Source organism: Sporosarcina soli, from assembly GCF_042655805.1.
Classification (GTDB): domain Bacteria; phylum Bacillota; class Bacilli; order Bacillales_A; family Planococcaceae; genus Sporosarcina; species Sporosarcina soli.
Window position 1 is genome coordinate 318,514 of record NZ_JBHSNO010000005.1, and the last position, 23,134, is coordinate 341,647.

Sequence of the window (23,134 nt, forward strand, 5' to 3'; positions counted from 1 at the left end):
CGGCTACTTTTCTGAGCAAGTACATACTCTATCGTATCAAATTAGACGACTAATTTCATTTTTTCCGATCACCTAAAGAAAGAGACGTCCTGAAATTAGGACGTCCCGGTCTATAGAAAGTTCTCTATCAGATTTCCATGATTTCATTTTCTTTGTCTTTTGCGATTTGCTCAATTCGCTCAATTTGCGAGTCTGTCAGTTTTTGGATTTCTTCTCCGTTACGGTGCAATTCATCCTCTGTGATCTCGCCATTTTTTTCGAGTTTCTTGAAATCATCATTCGCATCACGACGGACGTTACGAATCGCAACTTTCGCGTCTTCCGCTTCTTTTTTCACTTGCTTGACAAGCTCTTTACGGCGTTCCTCCGTCAACGCAGGAACGGCAAGACGGATGACAGAACCGTCATTTGATGGTGTAATCCCAATGTCCGATCTCATAATCGCCTTTTCAATTTCTCCGAGTGTTGTTTTGTCATATGGTTGGATGACAAGCAGACGCGGTTCCGGTACTGAAATTCCAGCCATTTGGTTTAGCGGCGTTGGCGCTCCGTAATATTCGACAGAAATTCTGTCCAGTAGAGAAGCGTTTGCACGTCCCGCTCGAATCGATGCCAGCTCTCTTGTATAGGCACCGATTGCTTTTTCCATACGATCTTTCGCTTGATCCATCACTGTTTTCGGCATTACAGATTCCTCCTGACAACCGTTCCAATCGGCTCACCTAGAACGGCTCTTTTAATATTTCCATTATCCATTATCGAGAATACTACGAGAGGGATATCATTGTCCATACATAGAGTTGAAGCAGTGGAATCCATCACTTCAAGCCCTTGACTGATGACTTCCAAATAAGAGAGTTCCTGATATTTTACTGCATTTGTATCTTTCAGTGGATCGGCAGAGTATACACCGTCCACATTATTTTTCGCCATCAGTATGACGTCCGCTTCGATTTCTGCCGCCCGAAGCGCCGCAGTCGTATCTGTTGAGAAATAGGGATTCCCTGTGCCTGCTGCGAAGATCACAACCCGCTTCTTCTCCAGATGACGAATGGCTTTCCGACGTATGTAAGGCTCCGCTACTTGTCTCATTTCAATGGAAGATGAAACGCGCGTTTCAACACCGAGTTTTTCAAGGGAATCTTGTAGCGCAAGGGAATTCATGACCGTTGCGAGCATTCCCATATAATCGGCTGTCGCACGATCCATGCCCATCTCGCTACCAATTTTCCCACGCCAAATATTTCCGCCTCCAACGACGACAGCCACTTCGACGTCCAGATCGACAACTTCTTTCACTTGTTCGGCAACCGTTTTGATGATTTCTGGAGATAATCCAAAACCTTTTTCACCGGCAAGTGCTTCTCCGCTTAACTTCAAGACGATTCTTTTGTATTTTGGGACGTTCATTTGTATCCTCCATCTACTACTTTATTCTCGAAAAAGAGGGAACACATGCATGTGTTCCCCATCAGTTGTTCTATAAAGAAATCAATTAGTTACCTTTAACTTGGCTCATTACTTCATCCGCGAAGTTATCTTCACGTTTTTCGATTCCTTCACCTACTGCGTAGCGGATAAATTCTTTCAATGTACCGCCCGTAGCTTTGACAAAGTCGCTCACTTTTTGATCGGAGTTTTTAACAAACGCCTGATCAAGCACACAAATTTCCTCGAAGTATTTGCCGATACGACCTTCGACCATTTTCGCTACGATGTTTTCCGGTTTTCCTTCGTTAAGTGCTTGTTCAGTTAAAACTTTACGCTCACGCTCAACTTCTTCTTCCGATACTTGGTCACGAGAAACGTATTTCGGATTCAAAGCTGCAACGTGCATCGCAACGTCTTTTGCCGCTTCAGCATCTGTAGAGCCTTCAAGCACCACAAGAACACCGATACGGCCGCCCATATGAAGGTAAGGACCAAATGCATCGTTATCTGTTTTCGTACGGATTTCAAAACGACGAAGCGTGATTTTCTCACCGATTTTCGCAACTGCATTTGAAATATGATCTGCAACAGAGAGACCGTTTTCCAATTTGGAATCATGCGCTTCTTCAATCGTTGCAGGTTTCGAAGCTAGAAGATGCTCAGCAAGTTCTTGTACAAGCGTTTGGAACGCTTCGTTTTTCGCAACGAAGTCTGTTTCAGCATTCACTTCAAGGATAACTGCTTCGTTTCCATTGACATAAATCGAAGTTGTTCCTTCTGCAGCAATACGATCCGCTTTTTTCGCTGCGCTAGAAAGACCTTTTTCACGAAGGAAATCGATTGCTGCTTCCATGTCACCGTTCACTTCTGTTAGTGCTTTTTTGCAGTCCATCATTCCTGCACCAGTTTTTTCGCGAAGTTCTTTTACCATTTGTGCTGTAATTACCATTTTCCATTCCTCCAATTTATGTCTTCATTCTAAGGAAAAGCGCAGGGCGCCTGAACCTTAGACATTCCTAAAAAAGACGATAAGGGGATAGGCCGCTTATCGTCTTTTGATTTACTAAATTCACTCTGCAGCTACTGTTTCTTCTTCAGTCGCCTCTTCGTCTTCGCCTTGTCTTGATTCGATCAAAGCGTCAGCCATTTTGCTTGTTAATAGACGTACTGCACGGATCGCATCATCATTCGCAGGAATGACGTAGTCGATTTCATCCGGATCACAGTTTGTATCAACGATTCCGACAAGTGGAATGTTCAATTTGATCGCTTCCGCTACAGCAATGCGCTCTTTGCGTGGATCAACGACGAACATTACATCAGGAAGTGCTTTCATATCACGGATTCCGCCAAGGAATTTAACAAGGCGTTCGTGTTCTTTTTTAAGTTGTCCAACTTCTTTTTTAGGAAGTACGTCGAATGTACCGTCTTCTTCCATGCGCTCGATTTCTTTTAAACGTGCAACACGTTTTTGAATCGTACCGAAGTTCGTAAGTGTTCCGCCGAGCCAGCGTTGGTTGATGTAGTACATTCCAGCGCGTTCAGCTTCTTCTTTAATTGCATCTTGAGCTTGTTTTTTCGTACCAACGAAAAGAACCTTCCCACCGTCAGCACCGACTTGGCGCATAAATGCATAAGCTTCTTCAAGTTTTTTGACCGTTTTTTGAAGGTCGATGATGTAGATACCGTTACGCTCTACGAAAATGTATTTTTTCATTTTCGGATTCCAACGGCGTGTTTGGTGACCGAAGTGCACCCCTGCTTCAAGCAGTTGTTTCATTGAGATTACTGACATTTGTTATTCCTCCTGTTTGGTTTGATTCCTCCGTGCGCTTCATTCGGCAGAGCGACCTTTCGGCACCTTCCCCGTCGTCCGTGCACGTGTGTAGTAATACCATTTGCTAATATACCATAGCCGAATTCGTTTGGCAACTTGTTTCACTTAAATTTGAGCATCAGCTCCACTTCAGTTTTTCCTTTTTCGAGCCTTTTAGCGATTTCTTCGACGGAATGGCCATCTCGATGCCATTCCAGCGCCCGTGTTCTATCGTCTTCCGGTTCCCGTTCAAGTTGCTCATCAGACGCGTTGCCATGCACTTTCCTAGCATTTTCATAAGATTGAAGCGCAATATTGACCGGCACTTTCGGTACGCCAATGGCCGATCCAGGTTGCGATTCTTCCCTAGGGGCAGTCGGTACTGGCTTGGCAGGGTCAGCAATTCCAGCCTGCCCTTGTTTCGTCATTTCTGTTTGCCGTTCAGCAAGCTTTGCGATCAGCCGCTCATTTTCATCTTTCAACTCCGCCAAATAGGCACCGATCGAGTCGTCCATTTCATTCATGAGCTGCCGTTGTTTTTTTTCCAAGTTATCGAATTTCGATACTTTCATATAAAGCAAAACAAGGAAATAACCGACGATGATTTGAATGAAAAATAAAACTGCTAAGAAAATCGCCATCATCGTTTACCCTGTAAAGTCGACAAATGCACCTTTGTAAGGATGATGCGTCTTCTTTTCTTCCTCATTTTCTCGCTGTTCGCCATCTTGTGATTCACCTTGTCCTTGTCGTTTTCCATTTCCATCCGTCCTTGCCGATTGCTTCGTTTCCAAGACCGTTTCTCTTGCCTTTGCGCTTTGCCGCTCCGTCAACGCATGAGCAAGGTCTTGATTCAATTGCGATTGTTGGAGTTTCTGTTCCGAAACCTTTCCCGCATCGAATGTCTTCGGAATCGCAATTTGCAGTTCAATTCCTTTTAGACTCATAAGATCCCTCCATCGACGATTTCAGACGTTAATAATTTGCGAAGTTTAAACAGTGCCCGCGAATGAATTTGAGAAATCCTTGAAGTGGATAGACTTAAAATTTCCCCAATTTCTGTCAGCGTCATTTCTTCTGTATAAAATAAATTCAAGACGAGCTGTTCATTTTTATTCAACTCTTGGATTTTCTTTGCCAAGTCGCTCACCAATTCGTTCATCATCGTCTTCTGTTCTGGAGTCTTGGAGTCTCGATCTTTGATCACAAATGATTTCTGTCCTTCTTCGTCATCATCATTGATTTTTTCATCGATGGAAAGTACGTTTGAAAAATATTGTTCACGAACCGTCTCATACACTTCGTCAACGCTCATTCCAAGATGATCGGCAACTTCTTCTGGCGTCACATGACGCAATAGTTTTTGTTCAAGTTTTGTGATCTCTTCTTCAAGCTTTTTTGTTTTTTCCCTAGAAGAACGCGGCATCCAATCTTCTTTTCGCAAGCCATCGATAATCGTTCCCCGAATCCGAAATGAGGCATATGTATCGAACTTCAAATCCCTACTCGGGTCGAATTTTGTCAAAGCATCGAACAATCCGTGAAGTCCTAGGCTCATAATATCATCCCTCGAAACATTTCTCGGGAGTCCCGCACTAATCCGCTGTACATGGTAGGTAACGAGCGGCGTATACTTACGGACCAAGGCATCCCCCGCTTCGGGATCACGTTTTCGAATCCATTGGTCCCAACATGCCTCTTCTTCCATCAAATCCTGTTTTGACATCGAATCCCTCACTTTCCATGATGATTCACTCAGTCATTGTACTTATCAGTATAGCAAAAATGCTCGAAAAAAGGCGACTGAACCGATCAGCCGCCTGTATTTCCCCGCTCAAATATCTTTTGTCCCTGCGTTCACAGTCCGGATATTAAGAAGTGATGTCTCGGGATCGAATTCGATTGTACGTCCACTTGAACCACCTGTATCTTCAGCAATCAGGGGAATGGATAAACGTTTCAATTGTTCTTTCACCGCTTCCACATTACGCGGACCAATACGAATCGTATCACTTGAGCCAAATTGGAACATTTGTGCCCCACCTGCAATTTTCGCTTTCAACGACATTGGTCTGACGCCTTCCGCTTTTAACATTTCCATTAATGCATAAATCCCTGTATCTGCAAATTTGGCCACATTTAGACGATCTGATTTGGCCAGGCCTGAATCTGGAAGCATCACATGCAATAGTCCGGCAATTTTTTTCCTTTCGTCATATAACACGACTCCGACACAAGAGCCAAGCCCGGAAGTCCGGATGGTCATCGGCTCTTTCACAATATTCATATCCGCAATCCCAACTCTCACCACTTCTTGTATCAATGCCATCTTATAACACACCTAATGAACGAAAAATCGTTCGATAAGAGGTAGGGTCAGGCATCAAGAAGAATTGGCCATTGACGCTTGAAGTGCCATCATCACTTTCCTCACTGATTTGTGTATCGATAACGATCACCTCATCGCTATGCTGAGAAACTTCAATTAGACCGAAGCTAACGATCGCACCGACCATGTCGACGCTTAAAGAAGGCACTGTCGGATAGATGTTCAATCCTGTGAAATCGGATAATGCGGATAAGTAAGAGCCTGAAAGAATATTACCTAACTCTTGCATCGCCGAAATGCCGATTTCGGGAATGGATGCAGATTCAAAATCGAATGTGTCGTCTCCGATCAGCCGTTTAATAAAATGATTGGCTGAGGCAATGGGTAGAACAAAGAACATGCTGCCGGATAAATCCCCTTCGATGCGGAGAAAAATGCCAGCCACGACTTTTTCGGCTCCGCCTGCCAGTTCAAACATTTCATCAAAGGAAACGAGCTTGACATTCGGTACATACATATCGATTTTACGATTGAGCAATTGGGACATGGAAGTGGCCGCATGAGCTGCGCCGATGTTTCCGATTTCTTTTAGAACATCCAGATGCAAATCTGTAATCGGATTATTAGAATTCATCCGATGTTCCTCGTTTCACGGGCTCAAGGACTTTCTCTAAATTCAACATGACGAGCAAGCGCTTATCGATTTTGGCCACCCCTGATATAAACTCCGATTCAACCGTTCCGACGACCCCCGGCTGCGGTTCAATCGACCCTACCGGTATGTCGATTACATCATTAGCGGCATCTACAATGAGCCCCACTTCGAATTCAGGTAATGTGACAATAATAATCCTTGTACTGTCGTCCATTTCCTTCGCTTCCAAGCCGAAACGCTCACGCAAATCGACAATCGGCGTCACAACCCCTCTTAAATTCAAAACGCCTTTGACATATGGTGGCGTTTTAGGAACCCGTGTAATCGTCAACAGCTTTTCGATCGATTGGACAACATCGACTCCGATTGCATATTCCTTATCTATCAATTGGAATACAATGACTTTCATTTCTTTTTGGTCGAGCATTTCCGTCATGATTCATCACTCCCGCTTATTTAATCAATGCGTTGCAATCGACAATCAGTGCAACTTGTCCATTTCCTAGAATCGTTGCGCCAGATATTGCGAAGACATTTTGCAAATAATTCCCGAGCGATTTCAAGACGATTTCTTGTTGACCTATAAAAGAATCCACGACTAGTCCTGCAAGCTTATCTCCTTTTCGAACGATAACAACCGACTGGTAGTCGTCCGCTTGATACGCTCCATCCTCCGTTTCAAAAATCTCTTTCAAATCGACGAGTGGGACAATATTGCCACGGAAATCTATCACTTTCTGATTATGTGCATTCATAATATCCGACGTCTGGATAATGGCAGTCTCGATGATGGACGATAGCGGAATCGCGTAAATCTCTTTCTCCAATTCGACAAGCATGACCGATATGATGGACAGTGTCAGAGGAAGTTGAACTTGGAACAAGGATCCGTGCCCTTCCTTCGAATCGATCGATATATGGCCGCCAAGCGACTCGATGGTGTTTTTCACGACATCGAGACCGACTCCACGTCCGGAAACGTCAGAAATCTTTTCAGCTGTAGAAAAGCCAGATGCCAAAATCAGTTCTGCGACTTGCTTGTCTGTCATTGTATCCGCCATTTCTGCGGAGATGATTCCATTGCTAATTGCTTTTGCGAGTACACGCTCACGATTGACGCCAGCGCCGTCATCTTCCAATTCTATGAAAACATGATTTCCAGAATGGTAGGCACGAAGCGTAACTGTCCCTTCTTCTGGCTTCCCTTTTGCGAGCCGTTCAGCCGGTCTTTCAATTCCATGATCTAGCGCATTTCGGATTAAATGAACAAGTGGATCACCAATTTCGTCGATGACGGTCCGATCAAGTTCCGTTTCAGCACCTATGATTTCCAAGGCGATTTTCTTATCAAGATCACGCGCTAATTGTCGGACCATTTTCGGGAACCGATTGAACACAGTCTCTACCGGTATCATGCGCATATTCAAAATAATCGTCTGCAAATCACCGGAAATTCTCGTCATCCGTTCAACCGTTTCCGTCAATTCGGCATTATGTAATTCACTTGCTATTGATTGAAGCCTGCCGCGGTCTATGACGAGTTCCTCAAACAGGTTCATCAGAATATCCAATCGATCGATATTGACACGAATCGTTTTATTACCGGCTTGCGCTGTGACGTTTTTACGATTCTGTTTATCCCCCGAAACCGTAGCACTTTTCGGATTTGTTGTTGAATCGGCTTTTTCGACTGCCGCTTTCTTCACTATATTTTCTTCTTTTTCAACTCTACCTTGAAGCAATGTTTCGTTCGTAATTGGCCTTACAACAACATTTTCAACTTCGGAAACTTTCATGATTTTGGCCTTCAAGACATCCGCTTCTTCTTTGGTAAGCAACGCGACAGTAAAAGCCTCTTCAAAATCTTCATTTTCCAGCTGTTCAACCGTTGGAGCGGTTTTGATGACCTCTCCAATTTTCTCGAATATTTCAAAGACCATGAAGACCCTGGCAGCTTTCAACAAGCAATCCTCCCGTAATTGGACCGAGATTTCGTATGCTTGGTACCCTTGCTCGAATGATTGGCCAATCACTGTCATATCATATTCGTCAAATTGCAAATCCGAGTGTCCATTCTGTTCCGTTTCCACTTCAGCTACCACCGTTGCTGTAGTTTCAGCGGATGCCGCAACTACAGCCGAACCGCCAGCTTCAATTCGATTGAGTACTTCAACCAGTTCATGGACGTCTTTTTTACCTGTTCCTCCCGATGCAATATCGAGCACCATCTCTTCCAAATCATCAACAGCCTGAAAGACGACATCGATAATTTCAGTCGTGACCCGAATTTTTGCGTTGCGGATGGCATCGAGTACATTTTCCATCTTGTGAGTTAAATCGGCTATATCTTCGTAGCCCATCGTAGCGGACATCCCCTTCAACGTATGGGCAGACCGGAAGATTTCATTAACGATTCCGAGATCTTCCGGGTTATTTTCCAGTTCCAATAAATGTTCATTACATGATTGCAAATGCTCTTTACTTTCTTCAATGAACATTTCCAAGTATTGATTTGTATCCATAATGCCGCCCCCTTAGGCCTTTATGATTTCCAGTATCGAATCCGAGATGTCTTGTAAATCCACTATTCTATCGGCAAAACCAGCTTCCTTTATCGCTTTTGGCATTCCGTAGACAATCGATGTATTTGCAGACTCGGCGATTGTAACCGTCCTACCTTTTCTTCGAAGAACTTCCATACCCCTCGTGCCGTCATTGCCCATTCCTGTCATAATGACAGTGACATAATTGACATCAGCACAGGTCGCAGCGGATTCGAGAAGAACATCTACAGAAGGGCGATGTCCCATACGCGGAGACTCCAAATCATCCAGTTGTGCGTAATAAGACACACCTTTTTTCACCATCTTCAAATGTTTACCTCCTGGTGCAATATACGCCGTTCCATTATCAAGAAGCTCACCATGTTCCGCTTCTTTTACCTGTATGCTACATAGACTGTTAAGCCGGTCTGCAAGCGACTTCGTAAAACCTGGTGGCATATGCTGCACAACGAGAATCGGAACCCCGATTGATTCGGGTAATTGAGTCAGCACTTCTTGTAGTGCTCTAGGCCCCCCTGTCGATGTGCCTATTATAACAAATGTCTTGCCCGTTTTGGGAACCTTAACATCCGGCATCCGAAAATAGTTATCGGAATGTGTGGATGCCTCCCGATGCAACGGAGTTGATTTTATAACGGTTTTTGGGATGTTTGGCTTCGCTACAAGTGGACTTGAAGTTTTCCTAGTCAATGTCGACAAGCGAACTTCCGAAGCTGAAATGACCTTCTCGACAATTTCGTCGCGCACTTCATGCAAATTTAAAGAAATCGCTCCGCCCGGTTTAGCGATGAAATCAACCGCTCCATAAGCCATTGCCAACATCGTATTTTCTGCACCGATTTCAGTTGTACTGGACAACATGACAACGGGGACTGGATGTTTGGCCATAATTTCCTGAAGAGCTTCTAGACCATTCATGAGCGGCATCTCAATATCCATGGTGACGACATCAGGTTTCAACGCCAACACTTTTTCAATCGCGTCTTGACCGTTGCGAGCTGTCCCGATTACCTCAATTTTAGGATGACTCGAAAGGAAATCGGATATGAGCTTTCGCATGAACGCTGAATCATCTACCACAAGCGTTTTCTTTCGACTGCCTGTATTCAAATCAGCCACGCCCTTTCGTAAAAATACTTCTCAACTTTCCGAGGAATCGCTCCCCTTTTCGGATGCCTTTTACGGTTTCAATACCTAGAAAAACGTCTACAATCGCCATCATCCTTTTGGAAATTGGCGCATTCGGATAAAGCTGGAGAAATGGCTTTTGGGCAAGCACAGCCTGATGTACAGCAGGGTCTTCAGGGAGAAAGCCGAGAATTTCCGTTTCTTTGTCTAAAAACTTCCTTGCAGCAAATTGAAGTCTTGCAACAGCATCCTTGCCATCGTCCCCTTTCGACACACGATTACTGACAATATGGAATACTTTCTCTGGATCTTGCAGGCATATGAACTTCATCATCGAATAGGCATCCGTAATCGATGTAGGCTCTGTCGTCGAAATGACAATGATTTCATCCACAGCAGTAATGATTTCAATCGCTGTCTGGGTCGCTCCTGCCCCCATGTCAAACAGGATAAAATCATAGTCTTTCTGCAATTGTTCAAAGCCTTGAATCAATGTATCAAACATGGAGGGCGTCCATTCCATCACAGTGTCCAGACCGGAACCGCCAGCGATGAAATGCAAGCCACCCGAAGCTTCATTGATCACTTGGGATAACGCTTCCGTTCCGACTAAATAATTTTTCAAACTATATCGCGGAGCCATGCCAAGCAAAATATGAATATTCCCCATACCAATATCCATATCGATAATAAGCACTTTTTTTCCTTTAGCAAGAAGGGCATAGGCAAAATTGGTCGAAAAATTGGATTTCCCGACCCCGCCTTTGCCACTGACAATGGCAATCGATCTTGATAGTTCGCCTTGCGCCTTCAGCATCTTTAGTCTAAGGGATTCAGCTTGATCACGCATCCGCTTCACCTTTGAATAGCAGATCGATCAATTTTTTGCAATCCGCTTCCGTAATGTCTTCCGGCACTTCTTGTCCATCCGTATAATAAGCTGTCCCGATTCCATACTCCTTCATCAAATTAAACATTGAACCGATCGATCCCGTTTCATCCATTTTCGTAAAAATGAACTTCTCAATTGGAAATGCGTTAAATTGGTCAACAATGACCCGCATATCCTCCTCCTTAGACGTCATCGACAGCACAAGGTAAGATTCCATTTCCATTGAGAAGTCAATAAGTTGCGATAAATCCTCGACAAATTTGGCTTCTTTGTAATTGCGACCGGCTGTGTCGATGAAAATCAACTCACGATCGGAAAGCTTGGCAATCGCCTCTTCAAAATCTGAATGATTGTACGCAACCTCGACAGGTGCTTGCAGTAAATTGGCATATGTCCGGAGTTGCTCAATGGCTGCAATCCGATACGTATCCGTTGTGATAAAGCCGATTTTCTTCTTATTTTCGAGCAAGGCCCTTGCAGCAATTTTAGCGATCGTCGTCGTCTTTCCAACCCCGGTCGGACCCAATACATTAATGTATTTTTTTTGAAATGAAATACCGCCGAATGGCAAACTGTCTAACTCCCGCTCTAGTATTTCCTTGACGATTTTACGTTGCTCACGATCCGTGAAATCCCTTTTTTCCACTTTCATACGTTTGAATAATTCCTCACCGATCATCGTAATGAATGAAGCAGCCAAGCCTTGCTTCTCCAGGCTTGTCAGCAAAGGTTTCATCTCATCAGGGAATTGGGCGTATGTCGTGGATTGTTGCATACTTTTCAACATCTTTTTCAAATCGTTCATTTCCTTCTGCAATTCCAAAGATGCTTGTCCATCGCTTTGAACTTGCTGAGAAGGTTGTGGGAAAACCGGTGCCATCTCCTTTTGCATTGGCTCATCAAATCCTGCAACGACTTCAACAGAACGCTTTCTGAACAAACCGAGAAAACCTTTCGATTTGACGACAGAAGAACTGAGAATGATGGCATCATCGCCAAAATCAGATCGCACTTTTTTCATCGCGTCCACCATGGTGTCCGCCGTATATCTTTTCATTTTCATCAGATATCCACCACCCCGACACTTTGGACTTCAATCGAAGCTTCAAGTTCATTGTAAGATAAGATTGGAATTTGTGGGAAATAGCGTTCTGTAATTTGTCTTAAGTACATACGGATTGCCGGCGAACAAAGAACGACTGGCGACTGATCCATCAAAGCGACACGCTCCACTTCGCGTGCGATCGACTCATTGATCTCTTGTGAAACAGCTGGATCAATCGATAAATAATTCCCTTGTTCGGTCTGCTGGATCGTATCAGCTATCGATTTTTCCACTTTACCGGATACGGTTAGCACTTTCAGCGATTGACCTGCCGCTGCATACTGATTAGTAATTTGGCGGGCCAATGCCTGTCTGACATATTCCGTCAGCACATCGACATCGGACGTATACTTCGAGTAGTCTGCCAATGTTTCAAAAATGATCGGCAAGTTCCGAATGGATACATGCTCCCGCAACAGTTTGGCGAGCACTTTCTGGATTTCCCCAATGGATAATGGGGTAGGTGTCAGTTCGTCCACAAGAATCGGATACGTTTCCCGTACATGATCGATGAGCTGCTTCGTTTCCTGTCGACCGATCAAATCAGCTGCATGGGCACGGATTACTTCTGTTAAATGGGTGGAGACGACACTTGGCGGATCGACGACTGTATAGCCGATAATCTCTGCATCTTCCTTGACGTCCTCTGTAATCCATTTGGCTGGAAGTCCGAATGACGGCTCAACTGTATCGATCCCTTCGATGGAATCGTCTCCTCCCGGGCTCATCGCAAGGTAATGGTCCAGTAACAATTCGCCCCTTGCTAATTCACTTCCCTTAATTTTGATTCGGTACTCATTTGGTTGCAATTGTATATTATCCCGAATCCGGACAACTGGAATGACAAGGCCCAACTCAATCGCCAGTTGTCTACGAATCATGACGACACGGTCGAGGAGATCCCCACCTTGCGTCGCATCGACGAGCGGGATAAGCCCATAACCGAATTCGAATTCAATCGGATCGACATTCAAAAGATTGACGACATTTTCAGGACTTTTCATACCTTCCGTTTCAACATCCTCTTCCATCTCCAGTAATTCTTCTGGATCTTCAACCGTTTTGCGGGACATCGTAAATGCACCTGCTGCCAATGCAGCTGCAATCGGAATGGTCAACATATCGTTGATCGGCGTTGCCAGCCCAAGCATTAAAATCGTAGCTGCCGCAACATATAATAGTTTTGGTTGACCGAGCAACTGACTCGTAATATCCGTGCCGAGATTCCCTTCCGACGTCGCACGTGTCACGACAATACCGGTTGCCGTCGAAATAAGAAGTGCCGGAATTTGCGATACAATCCCGTCCCCAACTGTCAGCTGGGAGAAAAGTACCGCCGCTTCTCCAAATGGTAGCCCCATCTGCGCAACTCCGATAATCATCCCGACAAGCAAGTTAATGATGACGATGATAATACTTGCAATGGCGTCTCCTTTGACAAATTTGGTCGCACCGTCCATCGCACCATAGAAATCCGCTTCATTACTTACCTTTTCACGGCGCATCCGCGCTTCCGTTTCAGATATCATGCCAGCATTCAAGTCCGCATCGATACTCATCTGTTTTCCGGGCATTGCATCGAGTGTAAAACGGGCAGCCACTTCTGATACACGCTCCGCCCCTTTCGTAATGACGATAAACTGGATAATGACCAGAATGGCAAAGACAACAAGCCCAACGACAATATTGCCTCCGGTTACGAACGTTCCGAAAGTATCAACGACTCCACCCGCATCTCCATTCGTCAAAATAGCTCTTGTGGTCGAAATGTTCAACCCGACCCTGAACAAAGTCAAAAGTAAAACGATCGTTGGAAAAATGGAAAATTCCAGCGCTTCCTTCATATTCATGGCAGTCAGCAAAACCATTAAGCCGAGAGTAATGTTAATGATGATCAGAAAACTTAAAAGCCATGTCGGAAGCGGGATGACAAGCATCGCAACAATCATGATGACCGCCGCAAGCACACCTATATCTCTAAATTGCATGTCATCCCCACTTTCTTGTAAATTATCTAGACGCATTTATCTTCATTCAGCAGAAGACTCCCACCTCGCTAGGTGGCGAGATGAATGCGGTTTTGTTTCTTGTTCGGCGGGTGTTCAAACGCCCGCTGAACGAAGAATGGATGGCAACCTAAGTTCGCCGCGTCCTGCGGCAACGGTTGCATGACCTACATCCTGTAGGCCCGCGGATGTCACAGATTTTGAAAGGAGTTAATTCTCCAAAAGCGTAGGGCGCCTGCCTAGGGGCGACAGGCATAAGGCGAAGATGCGGCGTGGCGTCTTTTGCCACAGAGCAACTTTGACTTATGTCCCGAGCCCCTGGCGCCCGAAGACTAGACGTGAGCTTTGCTCAATTCAAAATCTGGACACAATCACGCCGAGGCGTGATTGATACTCAAACTCAAATTTTACGTTGAATTCGATAGACGTACGCCAATACTTCGGCGACCGCTTTAAAAAACTGTTCGGGAATCCGATCCCCGATCTCTACTTCATCGTAGAGCGACCTAGCTAAAGGTCGATTTTCTACCATGACAATCTCATGTTCTTTAGCAATCATTTTAATCTTTTGTGCTACGAAATCGACGCCTTTCGCCACCACGATCGGCGCATCCATATTGCCATCATCGTACTTGATGGCAATCGCGTAATGGGTCGGGTTCGTAATGACGACATCCGCTTGTGGGACTTCCTGCATCATCCTGCGCATCGCCATCTCTCGTTGACGTTGCTTAATGCGGGATTTAATAAGCGGGTCCCCTTCAGAGTTTTTATGTTCATCCTTTATATCCTGTTTGGACATCCGGAGATTTTTTTCATAGTCATATTTCTGATAAATGAAATCCAAAATTGCAATAAACAGCAATACAAAAGACGCTATAATGCCCATTAGCACAGTGAGCTGCGCAATCGTCGAAAGTGTATCTAACGGCGTCTTATACGCTAACCCAAGTACTTTGTCTATATTCAAAAAAACGATAAGAAACGTGACCGTACCGATGAACGAAATTTTCAAGATCGATTTTAAAAGTTCTACAATGGCACGAATGGAAAAAATACGTTTAAGTCCTTTAATGGGATCAATTTTCTTTAAATCAAATTTCAATGGCTCGGTCGTAAAGTTGAAGCCGAACTGAAACAAGTTTCCGGCTACCCCTGCCACAACCGCGATTAACATAATTGGCAATAGAATGAAAGCCATTTGGAGCAGAATTTCTGAATAAATGAGCATGGTCTGATTATGATCCATTGACGTAATCGGAACATATTGCGTAAAAACATGCGTAAAAAAGAAAGTAAATCGATCGCGCATGAACCCAGCTGCAAAAAAAAGAAAGAGAAAAACTGATAACAGGACAATCGCGCTTGTGACATCTTGGCTTTTCAGAACTTGTCCCTTTTTACGTGAATCTTGACGCTTCTTGGGCGTAGCCTTCTCCGTCTTTTCGCCCGCGAAAAATTGCAAATCCAAGCGCAATAGCATTCGTTTAGCCACCTCCAAGAAGAACCATCAAGTCTCGTATACTCAAAATCATCACTTCAAATAACTTCCGCATCACTTGAACCATGACACCCATCGTGATGAACAGAACAACAAAACTGACACCAATTTTAATCGGGAAACCGACTACAAAAATATTCAATTGCGGTACGGTTCTTGCTGTAATCCCCAGTGCTAAATCGACAAGAAATAATGTCGCTACAATCGGGATCGCCATTTGAAAGGCAATGGCAAAAGACGCCGCAAACGTCCGAACGACAAATTCGATGAGACGTTCCTCTCCAAATGCCGGCCAAAGCTGGTCAATCGGGATGAATTGATAACTATAAAAAATCCCATCCAGCAACATATGATGTCCGTTCAATGCGAGCAATAATAAGATCGCCAGCGAATTGAAAAACTGACCGAGTAGCGGGGATTGTGCACCTGTTTGCGGATCGATGACGTTGGCAATGGCAAAACCCATTTGAAAATCGATAAATCCACCGGCTATTTGAATGGCCGACATGACGATAAATGCAATAATGCCGATAAATAGCCCGGTCATCGCTTCTTTCATGACAAGCAGCAGATAGGCACCGTCAATCTCCAACTCGGGGGCATCAATGGAATAGACAAGCATCCAAGCGAGCAATGCACCGAGAATGATACGGTGTGTTGCCGGAATAGATCGATAAGAAAAAAGCGGAGCCGTGACAAAAAATGCGGTGACGCGGGTTAGTACAAGTAAATAAACGGCTAATGATGGGATTAATTCATCCATATCATCACCCGATATACCGAACGAGATTATCGAAAATATCAGTTGCAAAAGCTGTGACTCTTGCTAACATCCATGGTCCGAAAAAAACGATCGCTACAAGAACAGCAATAATTTTAGGAACAAATGCTAATGTCTGTTCTTGAATTTGGGTTGTCGCTTGGAATATACTGACGGCAAGTCCAGTCAGCAATGCGACTAAAAGGAGGGGACCGGATGCCAGAAGGACGACCCATATGGCACGCTCCGCTATCGCTATGACCGTTTCGCTTGTCATTCAAACCCCTCCTAAAAACTTTGCAATAATGATTTAATAACGAGATACCAACCGTCCACGAGAATAAAGAGTAAAATTTTAAATGGCAATGAAATCATGACAGGTGGCAACATCATCATCCCCATCGACATTAAAACGCTAGCCACAATCATATCAATGACAAGAAACGGAATGAACACCATGAAACCCATTTGGAAAGCGGTTTTGATTTCACTTAAGGCGAATGCCGGTACAAGCATTGTCAATGGGATTTCTTCCAATGTCTCAGGCCGTTCTGCCCCGTTATAACGCAGGAATAATTCCAAATCTTTCTGTCTCGTATGCTCGCTCATAAACTCTTTAAACGGAACACTTGCCTGTTCGTAAGCTTCTTCGAGTGTAATCTCTTCTGCAAATAATGGCGTCAGTGCCTGTTCATTCACCTGCTGAAATGTCGGAGCCATAATGAAAAATGTTAAAAATAGGGCAAGACCGACAAGGACTTGGTTCGGCGGCATCTGCTGTGTTGCCAATGCCGTTCTGACAAATGACAGCACGATGATAATCCGTGCAAATGATGTCATCAAAATCAGAATGGCTGGCGCAAGGGACAAAACAGTCAGCAATAGCATCAGTTTAATGGAAGTCGATACGTTGGACGGATCACTATCCGAAAAAAATTGAACAAAATCATTCATTTCGGTCGCGCTCCTTTTCTGTCAACTTGCTAATCTGCCGCTTTCTCTCTTCTTTCAATTCATCAAGCTTGGATTGGAACAAATGGCCAAATGCTGCCGGTTCATCTTCCGCTTGCCTTGTTGACGATTTACCTGGCATTTTCGTAAGTATACGATTAAGCATGCCTGTTGCAGTTGTTGCCTCCGAGCTCTCTCCTTCATAAAACGCTTGGAGCGCCTTGATTTCTTCCGAATCGGTAATTTCTTTCAGAAGTCGGATATCATCTCCGACACCAATCAAGTAATACGATTCGCCAATGACGACCAATTGGATGGACTTATGCTGTCCAAGGGATAGTCCTCCCATATTTTTCATCAGCCGCGTTTTATCGTATAGCCTATTTTTGCGATTGATCAATTTCAACAACCCGTACAATAAACCGATGACAAACAGCAATGCAAAGACAACTCTTATGTAATCTGTCACTGACGGACCAACAGCTGCCCCGTCAGAACGACCGGCAGCTGGAGATTCATTGTCCAATTCAATTTCTTCATGTTCTTCGTCCTGTTTTTCTTTATCTTTAAAGGAATCTTTAACTGACATGTTCGGATCATCCACTGCATAGGCGGATTCCGCTGGCAATTGACTTCCCAATAACAGCAACAGAAGGAAAATGACCAAATACTTTTTTATCCCTACTAATTTCATCTTCCGATTATCCCAGAGCTTTTTCAATCGCTTCAATCACACGATCCGCCTGAAACGGTTTAACGATAAAGTCTTTTGCGCCCGCTTGGATAGCATCGATGACCATCGCTTGTTGTCCCATTGCAGAACACATGATGATCTTGGCCGCAGGATCCTTTTCTTTGATTGATTTCAATGCAGCAATGCCGTCCATTTCAGGCATTGTAATATCCATCGTTACAAGATCCGGTTTCAATTCCATATACTTTTCAACTGCTTGTGCGCCGTCCGCCGCTTCTCCAACCACTTCAAAGTTATTTTTCGTCAAAATATCTTTAATCATCATGCGCATGAATGCAGCATCATCTACTATTAAAATACGTTTTCCCATGTTCTTTACCTCCTGATATCATTTATCGTAAATTATTCAATCGTTCTGTCTGACTCAAAATGTCTGTAATGCGTACGCCGAAGTTTTCATCGATAACGACGACTTCCCCTTTCGCAATATGGCGATCATTCACCAAAATATCGACAGGTTCGCCTGCCAGTTTATCAAGTTCAATAATCGATCCGCTAGACATTTCCAAAATCTCTTTCACAGAACGTTTTGTCCTTCCTAATTCTACAGTGACTTGTAGAGGAATGTCGAGGAGCATATTTAAATTATTGGACTCTGTCTCGTTCAAGGTTGGACTGTCAAAACTAGCAAATTGTGCTTGCTGGACGTTTATTGGTTGTTGTGTCCGCATCGGGGGCAGTTGCGGTGCTGCGCTTTGCCGTCCCAAATAAGGATCCTCTGCTGGCTGCCATCTCTCTTCGTTCGGCATACTTTGTTCATATGCAGGTTGAGTTGGAGCCTGCTGTGGCGGTTGTACAGGAGCCGCTGGTTCAGCGATCGCTGCCGCCTCCTCCGCTTCGCCGCCTACTAACGATACAACGAGATTTTTCCCGAATTTAAGTGGAAGCAGTTGCATAATCTCAGAGTCGATTAGCGAGCCGACCTTCAATGTAAACGACACTTTTACTAACAAATCATCTTCTGGTATATGTTCACGCCCCTGATCGGATTGTACATCCATTAGATCAATCATTGGGGGAGAAATATCCACTTTTTTATTAAATACGGTCGACATGGAAGTCGCTGCGGATCCCATCATCTGATTCATCGCTTCTTGAACGGCACTTAGATGGATTTCACCGAGATCCATATTCGGTGTTGTGCCGTCACCGCCCAACATGAGGTCTGCAATGATTGCGGCATCACTTTGCTTGATAACAAGCAAGTTCATCCCACTTAATCCTTCCGTATATTCCACTTTAATCGCGACATATGGATGGATAAATTCCGCCTCAAGGCTTTCTTTATCGATAACCGAAATCGTCGGTGTTGTAATTTCCACTTTTTGGCCGAGCAATGCCGATAAGGCAGTAGCAGAGCTGCCAAAGGAAATATTCCCGATTTCACCGAGTGCATCCTTTTCCATTTCATTCAGGTAATCTTCTGTGTTGATTTCTTTTGTGGACGAGATTTCGGATTCTTCAGTCCCTACCGGTTCTCCTCGTAATAATGCTTCAATTTCTTCTTGCGATAGGATATTATCACTCATCATCTTCATCCCCTCCTATCCTAGTTTCGATAATCTGAACAGCCATCCTACTTCTCAAATGCCCAGGCTGTCCAGTGAATTTCGGTATATTACCGACTTTGATAATAAGCGGCTCATCGATCTTCCGGTCAAGCGAAATGACATCGCCGACTTGTAAGTGGAGAAAATCCTCAACTGTCATTTGTCCTTGCCCCAACTCAGCAACGATCGGTAGCGGAGCCGTTTTTACTCGTCTTTCCAACAAAATGCTTTGCTCTGGCGTTGGTTCTTTCTTATTGGACTGCATCCAATATCTGACGGACAAGTTCGGCACAATCGGTTCTAAGACAACATGTGGAATACAAATATTAATCATGCCGCTCGATTCACCGATCATGATGTTGAAAGAGATGACGACGACCGTTTCATTCGGCGAAATCATTTGCAGAAACTGCGGATTCACTTCCATTTCTTTCAAATAAGGATCGATATCGATAATGCCCGACCAAGCCTCCCGTAAATTATCAAAAGATCGTTCAAAGAGATTGGTCATGATTTTCGTTTCGATTTCGGTCAGATTATCGACTTTTCCCGGACTCGCGCCAACGCCTCCCATCAGACGGTCAAGCATCGAATAAGCAATGTTAGGATTCACTTCCATCAAAATATTCCCGTCCAATGGCGGCACTTCAAAAATATTAATCAGTGTCATATTCGGAATGGAACGGATGAATTCCTCAAACGGGATTTGATCGACCGACGCAACATTGATCTGAACATAAGTCCGAAGTTGAGCCGAAAAATACGTCGTCAACAATCGGGCAAAGTTTTCATGGATCCGCGTCAAACTGCGGATCTGGTCTTTGGAAAAGCGGAGGGCACGTTTGAAATCGTACACTTTGACCTTCCGGGTTTCCTCCTCAGCCTTCATGTCTTCTGCTGACATTTCTCCTGTCGATAGCGCCGATAAAAGTGCGTCTATCTCGTTTTGAGACAAAATATCCCCGGACATATGGCCACCTCCTGCCTTCTACATGATTTGTTATTGCGTAAATCGTCATTGGATAATATAGGAGACGATATACACTTTTTCAATTTGTCCTTCTTGCATCAGGGGATCTATCTGCGATTTGATCGCGTCCTCAAATGCCTGTTTCCCAATTTTCCCTTCCAAGTCTTTCGACGTCATCTCGGACAATTCTTGAATTACCGTGTTTTTCACTTGGAAATCCCGTTTGGCCAGTTCGGCTGCTGCTTTTTTATTGTCCGTCTGGATTTTCAAGGAAATTCGGATGAACTGATTGCCGGCCAGATTCGTCGTTATCTCTTCGACATCGACAGAAGACTCGATGATTTCATCAATTGTCGGTTCTTTATCCGAATCCCCTTTTGTCATTTGTGTAACAAGTATGAGAGCAACAACACCGACAAGCGTAATGCAAACTAAGATGATCAGGGATATGGTCAGCACTTTATTCTTCATGTTCTTCACCTCGGATATGCGGATTGGATAACAGCTGGACCGCCTGATAAAATTCGATAATTCGACTGTTCACTGCTTCAGCCGTATCCAGTACGACATATTTCGTACCAGTCGTCAGTGTAATGGTCGTATCTGGAAACGTCTCTACTTTTTCTATGTACAAGGCGTTCAATGTGAACGCTGTGCCATTGAGGCGTGTAACTTGGATCATATGTAAGGGCCGGGCAGCAAGAGCCGGCCCGGCCCTCCTTTTCTGTTGAAATAATACTAGCTTAGTAGATAAAATCAGATTATCGTTTTAGATTGACAAGCTCTTGAAGGATTTCGTCAGAAGTCGTGATGATTCGTGTATTCGCTTGGAAACCACGTTGTGCCACGATCATTTCGGTAAATTCTTCGGCCAGGTCGACGTTGGACATTTCTAGGGAACCAGATTTGATAGCTCCAAGTCCTTCTTCAAGTGGAGTCATATCCTCAGATGGATTACCGGAGTTTGCCGATACCTGAAAGTAGTTTCCTCCTACTTTTTCAAGTCCCCCAGGGTTATTGAATTTCACTAGAGAAATTATCTGTGGATCATCATTTAATTCTCCATCTACAACAAAATTCACAGCGCCATTTTGTCCGATTGAGAGCGAAGTTGCGTTAATCGGAACTATAATCTGTTCTCCGTCTATATCTAATAAAAAACGTCCCTCTCCGTCAACGATTCTCGCTTCTTCGGCATCGTCGCCTTCACCTTTATCCAAGTAAAAATTTCCCGCTCTTGTGAAAAGTACATCATCTTCACCCTCGCCATTTTGAACCCGGAAGTATCCATCCCCTTCAATCGCAAGATCTAATGTATTCCCTGTATATTGCGTTGAGCCTCCTCCATGAATTGTATCAATGGCGGCTATTTGTGAACCTAACCCAACTTGTTTCGGATTAACCCCACCGCGATTCTCTGTTGGCGCTGATGCCCCCGCAACTGTCTGCGAATATAAATCCTTGAAGATAACCCGTCCTTTTTTAAATCCATACGTATTGACATTCGAAATATTGTTCCCGATGACGTCCAGTTTCGTTTGGAAGTTCCGAAGTCCTGATATTCCTGAGTACATTGAGCGTAGCATATTACTGTTTTCCCCTCTCGGTTTTTAAGTGTAGCCGCGTCTATCGGTCGGCGGCTGGATGGCATCCTGAACAGGTCCTGCCATGATTAACTGAGCACGATCGTGCCGTCGATATTCGTAAATAACTGATCTTTCGCTTCCATGCGATCCATCGCTGTAATGACGGTGGCGTTCTTAGCGCTGACGATGAGTGCAGCTTGTTCCATCAAGACGAGCGATTCTTTGATTCCTTTCGATTTCGCCTCGTTCACCTTGTCTGTGATGTGTGCCCATTCAACTTCCGATATGTGAATGTTCCGTTCCGCTAATCGGTCGGACGCATGCTTGCTGATCTTCAATGCAGCGGGTTGCATCGCTTCATTCAAATGCTCGAGAAACGCTTTGTTCGGGCTTTGTGTGATTGTTGGCGCTTTTCCTTGGCGTACGAACGGTTGCGATGGAATGCGATGGAGGTTTATTTTATCCATGTCATCGCTCCAATCTCCGTTATTGGCTGATTGATATAAAAAGGTCGCCGCTAATGCGACTGCCATCTTCCAAAATATATTGTAGCTTTCCTTCTTTATTGGACACAGAGACAACCCTTCCGGACTTTTCTTCTTCCCCATCCATATAGCCGACTGTCTTACCGATTAACATGCTTGCTTCCACAAGACTGTTCGTATTCCCCGAACTTGCAAGTACTTCGGAAATATTGCCTGGTGTCAATTCCTTGCCATTTTCCAGTGTGAATACAGCTGAACCGTTAACGAATTTAATGGACGTGATCCTGCCTGTCCCTTCGTTCACAACCGGTTTGCCATCTTCTCCCGTTTCCTCCGTTATTTCATGCCAGCGGATAGTTTTACCGACGAAGTTATTGTACTGGATCAGTTGTGATTGGTTTTGCGCTTCTGCAAATTTCTCGAATGACTTTGATAGATTCATTGTCTGTTCGAGTGCCGAAAATTGAGCCATCTGTGCAATGAATTCATTATCTTTCATCGGGTTTGTCGGGTCTTGGTTTTGCAATTGAGCGATGAGCAATTTCATGAAATCGTCTTTACCAAGCGTCCCATTACCGGTTTTACGCTCATCTCGTTGCTTATTGATCAAATACATATCACTCGTTATTGCTGTTTGTCCCTCAATCATTT

The 23,134-nt window shown here is 44.3% G+C and carries 28 protein-coding genes; all 28 read right to left on the minus strand.

Annotation, left to right across the window (positions count from 1 at the left end):
- Positions 1 to 127 precede the first annotated feature (127 nt).
- The 28 genes from frr to flgD all read right to left on the minus strand — a co-directional run bounded on the left by frr (position 128) and on the right by flgD (position 23,132).
- Positions 128 to 685 carry a ribosome recycling factor gene (frr, locus tag ACFPRA_RS05850; RefSeq protein WP_381431666.1) on the minus strand — a complete coding sequence of 186 codons (558 nt, stop codon included), beginning with the start codon at positions 683 to 685 and terminating at the stop codon, positions 128 to 130.
- Positions 685 to 1,410, minus strand: coding sequence for a UMP kinase (gene pyrH, locus ACFPRA_RS05855; RefSeq protein WP_381431668.1), 726 nt, complete (start codon positions 1,408 to 1,410; stop codon positions 685 to 687). Before pyrH ends, frr begins: the two co-directional genes overlap by 1 nt.
- A gap of 85 nt (positions 1,411 to 1,495) precedes the next feature.
- Positions 1,496 to 2,380 (minus strand): translation elongation factor Ts, encoded by an 885-nt coding sequence (gene tsf, locus ACFPRA_RS05860; RefSeq protein ID WP_381431670.1) that lies wholly within the window; start codon positions 2,378 to 2,380, stop codon positions 1,496 to 1,498.
- Between the two features lie 120 nt (positions 2,381 to 2,500).
- Positions 2,501 to 3,226, minus strand: a complete 726-nt coding sequence (rpsB, locus tag ACFPRA_RS05865) for a 30S ribosomal protein S2 (RefSeq protein ID WP_239388802.1) — start codon at positions 3,224 to 3,226, stop codon at positions 2,501 to 2,503.
- Between the two features lie 143 nt (positions 3,227 to 3,369).
- Positions 3,370 to 3,888 carry a DUF6115 domain-containing protein gene (locus ACFPRA_RS05870; protein ID WP_381431672.1) on the minus strand — a complete coding sequence of 173 codons (519 nt, stop codon included), beginning with the start codon at positions 3,886 to 3,888 and terminating at the stop codon, positions 3,370 to 3,372.
- Between the two features lie 6 nt (positions 3,889 to 3,894).
- A complete protein-coding gene (locus ACFPRA_RS05875) occupies positions 3,895 to 4,194 on the minus strand; it encodes a hypothetical protein (protein WP_381431673.1) in 300 nt (99 codons plus the stop codon).
- Positions 4,191 to 4,973: a FliA/WhiG family RNA polymerase sigma factor gene (locus ACFPRA_RS05880; protein ID WP_381431675.1), complete on the minus strand. Its 783-nt coding sequence runs from the start codon at positions 4,971 to 4,973 to the stop codon at positions 4,191 to 4,193. The genes ACFPRA_RS05875 and ACFPRA_RS05880 overlap by 4 nt, the downstream gene beginning before the upstream one ends.
- A gap of 108 nt (positions 4,974 to 5,081) precedes the next feature.
- Positions 5,082 to 5,576, minus strand: a complete 495-nt coding sequence (locus ACFPRA_RS05885; protein ID WP_381431677.1) for a chemotaxis protein CheD — start codon at positions 5,574 to 5,576, stop codon at positions 5,082 to 5,084.
- Between the two features lies 1 nt (position 5,577).
- On the minus strand, positions 5,578 to 6,210 hold the full coding sequence (locus tag ACFPRA_RS05890) for a chemotaxis protein CheC (protein WP_381431680.1): 633 nt from the start codon (positions 6,208 to 6,210) through the stop codon (positions 5,578 to 5,580).
- On the minus strand, positions 6,200 to 6,667 hold the full coding sequence (locus tag ACFPRA_RS05895) for a chemotaxis protein CheW (protein ID WP_381431682.1): 468 nt from the start codon (positions 6,665 to 6,667) through the stop codon (positions 6,200 to 6,202). Before ACFPRA_RS05895 ends, ACFPRA_RS05890 begins: the two co-directional genes overlap by 11 nt.
- A gap of 16 nt (positions 6,668 to 6,683) precedes the next feature.
- Entirely contained in the window at positions 6,684 to 8,753 is a 2,070-nt protein-coding gene (locus tag ACFPRA_RS05900; RefSeq protein ID WP_381431684.1) for a chemotaxis protein CheW, read from the minus strand.
- A 12-nt stretch (positions 8,754 to 8,765) separates the two neighbouring features.
- On the minus strand, positions 8,766 to 9,905 hold the full coding sequence (locus tag ACFPRA_RS05905) for a protein-glutamate methylesterase/protein-glutamine glutaminase (protein ID WP_381431686.1): 1,140 nt from the start codon (positions 9,903 to 9,905) through the stop codon (positions 8,766 to 8,768).
- Between the two features lies 1 nt (position 9,906).
- Positions 9,907 to 10,773: a MinD/ParA family protein gene (locus tag ACFPRA_RS05910; RefSeq protein WP_381431688.1), complete on the minus strand. Its 867-nt coding sequence runs from the start codon at positions 10,771 to 10,773 to the stop codon at positions 9,907 to 9,909.
- Positions 10,766 to 11,878, minus strand: a complete 1,113-nt coding sequence (gene flhF, locus ACFPRA_RS05915) for a flagellar biosynthesis protein FlhF (RefSeq protein WP_381431690.1) — start codon at positions 11,876 to 11,878, stop codon at positions 10,766 to 10,768. Before flhF ends, ACFPRA_RS05910 begins: the two co-directional genes overlap by 8 nt.
- On the minus strand, positions 11,878 to 13,908 hold the full coding sequence (gene flhA / locus ACFPRA_RS05920; protein WP_381431692.1) for a flagellar biosynthesis protein FlhA: 2,031 nt from the start codon (positions 13,906 to 13,908) through the stop codon (positions 11,878 to 11,880). The genes flhF and flhA overlap by 1 nt, the downstream gene beginning before the upstream one ends.
- A gap of 418 nt (positions 13,909 to 14,326) precedes the next feature.
- Positions 14,327 to 15,409 (minus strand): flagellar biosynthesis protein FlhB, encoded by a 1,083-nt coding sequence (gene flhB, locus ACFPRA_RS05925; protein ID WP_381431694.1) that lies wholly within the window; start codon positions 15,407 to 15,409, stop codon positions 14,327 to 14,329.
- Between the two features lie 4 nt (positions 15,410 to 15,413).
- Positions 15,414 to 16,190, minus strand: a complete 777-nt coding sequence (fliR, locus tag ACFPRA_RS05930; RefSeq protein ID WP_381431696.1) for a flagellar biosynthetic protein FliR — start codon at positions 16,188 to 16,190, stop codon at positions 15,414 to 15,416.
- Between the two features lie 4 nt (positions 16,191 to 16,194).
- Complete coding sequence (fliQ, locus tag ACFPRA_RS05935) at positions 16,195 to 16,464, minus strand: flagellar biosynthesis protein FliQ (RefSeq protein ID WP_381431698.1); 270 nt, start codon at positions 16,462 to 16,464, stop codon at positions 16,195 to 16,197.
- A gap of 11 nt (positions 16,465 to 16,475) precedes the next feature.
- Positions 16,476 to 17,141 carry a flagellar type III secretion system pore protein FliP gene (fliP, locus tag ACFPRA_RS05940; RefSeq protein WP_381431700.1) on the minus strand — a complete coding sequence of 222 codons (666 nt, stop codon included), beginning with the start codon at positions 17,139 to 17,141 and terminating at the stop codon, positions 16,476 to 16,478.
- Positions 17,134 to 17,868, minus strand: a complete 735-nt coding sequence (locus ACFPRA_RS05945) for a flagellar biosynthetic protein FliO (RefSeq protein ID WP_381431702.1) — start codon at positions 17,866 to 17,868, stop codon at positions 17,134 to 17,136. Before ACFPRA_RS05945 ends, fliP begins: the two co-directional genes overlap by 8 nt.
- A complete protein-coding gene (locus ACFPRA_RS05950; RefSeq protein WP_381431704.1) occupies positions 17,840 to 18,202 on the minus strand; it encodes a response regulator in 363 nt (120 codons plus the stop codon). The genes ACFPRA_RS05945 and ACFPRA_RS05950 overlap by 29 nt, the downstream gene beginning before the upstream one ends.
- A gap of 22 nt (positions 18,203 to 18,224) precedes the next feature.
- Entirely contained in the window at positions 18,225 to 19,421 is a 1,197-nt protein-coding gene (fliY, locus tag ACFPRA_RS05955) for a flagellar motor switch phosphatase FliY (protein ID WP_381434759.1), read from the minus strand.
- Complete coding sequence (gene fliM, locus ACFPRA_RS05960; RefSeq protein WP_381431706.1) at positions 19,414 to 20,412, minus strand: flagellar motor switch protein FliM; 999 nt, start codon at positions 20,410 to 20,412, stop codon at positions 19,414 to 19,416. Before fliM ends, fliY begins: the two co-directional genes overlap by 8 nt.
- Before the next feature lie 45 nt (positions 20,413 to 20,457).
- Positions 20,458 to 20,883, minus strand: a complete 426-nt coding sequence (gene fliL / locus ACFPRA_RS05965) for a flagellar basal body-associated protein FliL (RefSeq protein ID WP_381431709.1) — start codon at positions 20,881 to 20,883, stop codon at positions 20,458 to 20,460.
- Positions 20,873 to 21,094 (minus strand): flagellar FlbD family protein, encoded by a 222-nt coding sequence (locus ACFPRA_RS05970; protein WP_381431711.1) that lies wholly within the window; start codon positions 21,092 to 21,094, stop codon positions 20,873 to 20,875. Before ACFPRA_RS05970 ends, fliL begins: the two co-directional genes overlap by 11 nt.
- A 79-nt stretch (positions 21,095 to 21,173) precedes the next feature.
- Positions 21,174 to 21,998, minus strand: a complete 825-nt coding sequence (gene flgG, locus ACFPRA_RS05975; RefSeq protein ID WP_381431713.1) for a flagellar basal body rod protein FlgG — start codon at positions 21,996 to 21,998, stop codon at positions 21,174 to 21,176.
- Between the two features lie 86 nt (positions 21,999 to 22,084).
- Complete coding sequence (locus ACFPRA_RS05980; protein ID WP_381431714.1) at positions 22,085 to 22,465, minus strand: TIGR02530 family flagellar biosynthesis protein; 381 nt, start codon at positions 22,463 to 22,465, stop codon at positions 22,085 to 22,087.
- Between the two features lie 19 nt (positions 22,466 to 22,484).
- The gene (flgD, locus tag ACFPRA_RS05985; RefSeq protein ID WP_381431716.1) at positions 22,485 to 23,132 is read right to left on the minus strand and encodes a flagellar hook assembly protein FlgD; all 648 of its coding nucleotides are present in this window, start codon (positions 23,130 to 23,132) and stop codon (positions 22,485 to 22,487) included.
- Between the last annotated feature and the right edge of the window lie 2 nt (positions 23,133 to 23,134).

Coding starts and splice junctions, on each gene's coding strand:
- frr (WP_381431666.1), bottom strand. CDS start 685: ATGCCGAAAACAGTGATGGATCAAGCGAAAGATCGTATGGAAAAAGCA.
- pyrH (WP_381431668.1), bottom strand. CDS start 1,410: ATGAACGTCCCAAAATACAAAAGAATCGTCTTGAAGTTAAGCGGAGAA.
- tsf (WP_381431670.1), bottom strand. CDS start 2,380: ATGGTAATTACAGCACAAATGGTAAAAGAACTTCGCGAAAAAACTGGT.
- rpsB (WP_239388802.1), bottom strand. CDS start 3,226: ATGTCAGTAATCTCAATGAAACAACTGCTTGAAGCAGGGGTGCACTTC.
- ACFPRA_RS05870 (WP_381431672.1), bottom strand. CDS start 3,888: ATGGCGATTTTCTTAGCAGTTTTATTTTTCATTCAAATCATCGTCGGT.
- ACFPRA_RS05875 (WP_381431673.1), bottom strand. CDS start 4,194: ATGAGTCTAAAAGGAATTGAACTGCAAATTGCGATTCCGAAGACATTC.
- ACFPRA_RS05880 (WP_381431675.1), bottom strand. CDS start 4,973: ATGTCAAAACAGGATTTGATGGAAGAAGAGGCATGTTGGGACCAATGG.
- ACFPRA_RS05885 (WP_381431677.1), bottom strand. CDS start 5,576: ATGGCATTGATACAAGAAGTGGTGAGAGTTGGGATTGCGGATATGAAT.
- ACFPRA_RS05890 (WP_381431680.1), bottom strand. CDS start 6,210: ATGAATTCTAATAATCCGATTACAGATTTGCATCTGGATGTTCTAAAA.
- ACFPRA_RS05895 (WP_381431682.1), bottom strand. CDS start 6,667: ATGACGGAAATGCTCGACCAAAAAGAAATGAAAGTCATTGTATTCCAA.
- ACFPRA_RS05900 (WP_381431684.1), bottom strand. CDS start 8,753: ATGGATACAAATCAATACTTGGAAATGTTCATTGAAGAAAGTAAAGAG.
- ACFPRA_RS05910 (WP_381431688.1), bottom strand. CDS start 10,773: ATGCGTGATCAAGCTGAATCCCTTAGACTAAAGATGCTGAAGGCGCAA.
- flhF (WP_381431690.1), bottom strand. CDS start 11,878: ATGAAAATGAAAAGATATACGGCGGACACCATGGTGGACGCGATGAAA.
- flhA (WP_381431692.1), bottom strand. CDS start 13,908: ATGCAATTTAGAGATATAGGTGTGCTTGCGGCGGTCATCATGATTGTT.
- flhB (WP_381431694.1), bottom strand. CDS start 15,409: ATGCTATTGCGCTTGGATTTGCAATTTTTCGCGGGCGAAAAGACGGAG.
- fliR (WP_381431696.1), bottom strand. CDS start 16,190: ATGGATGAATTAATCCCATCATTAGCCGTTTATTTACTTGTACTAACC.
- fliQ (WP_381431698.1), bottom strand. CDS start 16,464: ATGACAAGCGAAACGGTCATAGCGATAGCGGAGCGTGCCATATGGGTC.
- fliP (WP_381431700.1), bottom strand. CDS start 17,141: ATGAATGATTTTGTTCAATTTTTTTCGGATAGTGATCCGTCCAACGTA.
- ACFPRA_RS05950 (WP_381431704.1), bottom strand. CDS start 18,202: ATGGGAAAACGTATTTTAATAGTAGATGATGCTGCATTCATGCGCATG.
- fliY (WP_381434759.1), bottom strand. CDS start 19,421: ATGAGTGATAATATCCTATCGCAAGAAGAAATTGAAGCATTATTACGA.
- fliM (WP_381431706.1), bottom strand. CDS start 20,412: ATGTCCGGGGATATTTTGTCTCAAAACGAGATAGACGCACTTTTATCG.
- fliL (WP_381431709.1), bottom strand. CDS start 20,883: ATGAAGAATAAAGTGCTGACCATATCCCTGATCATCTTAGTTTGCATT.
- ACFPRA_RS05970 (WP_381431711.1), bottom strand. CDS start 21,094: ATGATCCAAGTTACACGCCTCAATGGCACAGCGTTCACATTGAACGCC.
- flgG (WP_381431713.1), bottom strand. CDS start 21,998: ATGCTACGCTCAATGTACTCAGGAATATCAGGACTTCGGAACTTCCAA.
- ACFPRA_RS05980 (WP_381431714.1), bottom strand. CDS start 22,465: ATGGATAAAATAAACCTCCATCGCATTCCATCGCAACCGTTCGTACGC.
- flgD (WP_381431716.1), bottom strand. CDS start 23,132: ATGATTGAGGGACAAACAGCAATAACGAGTGATATGTATTTGATCAAT.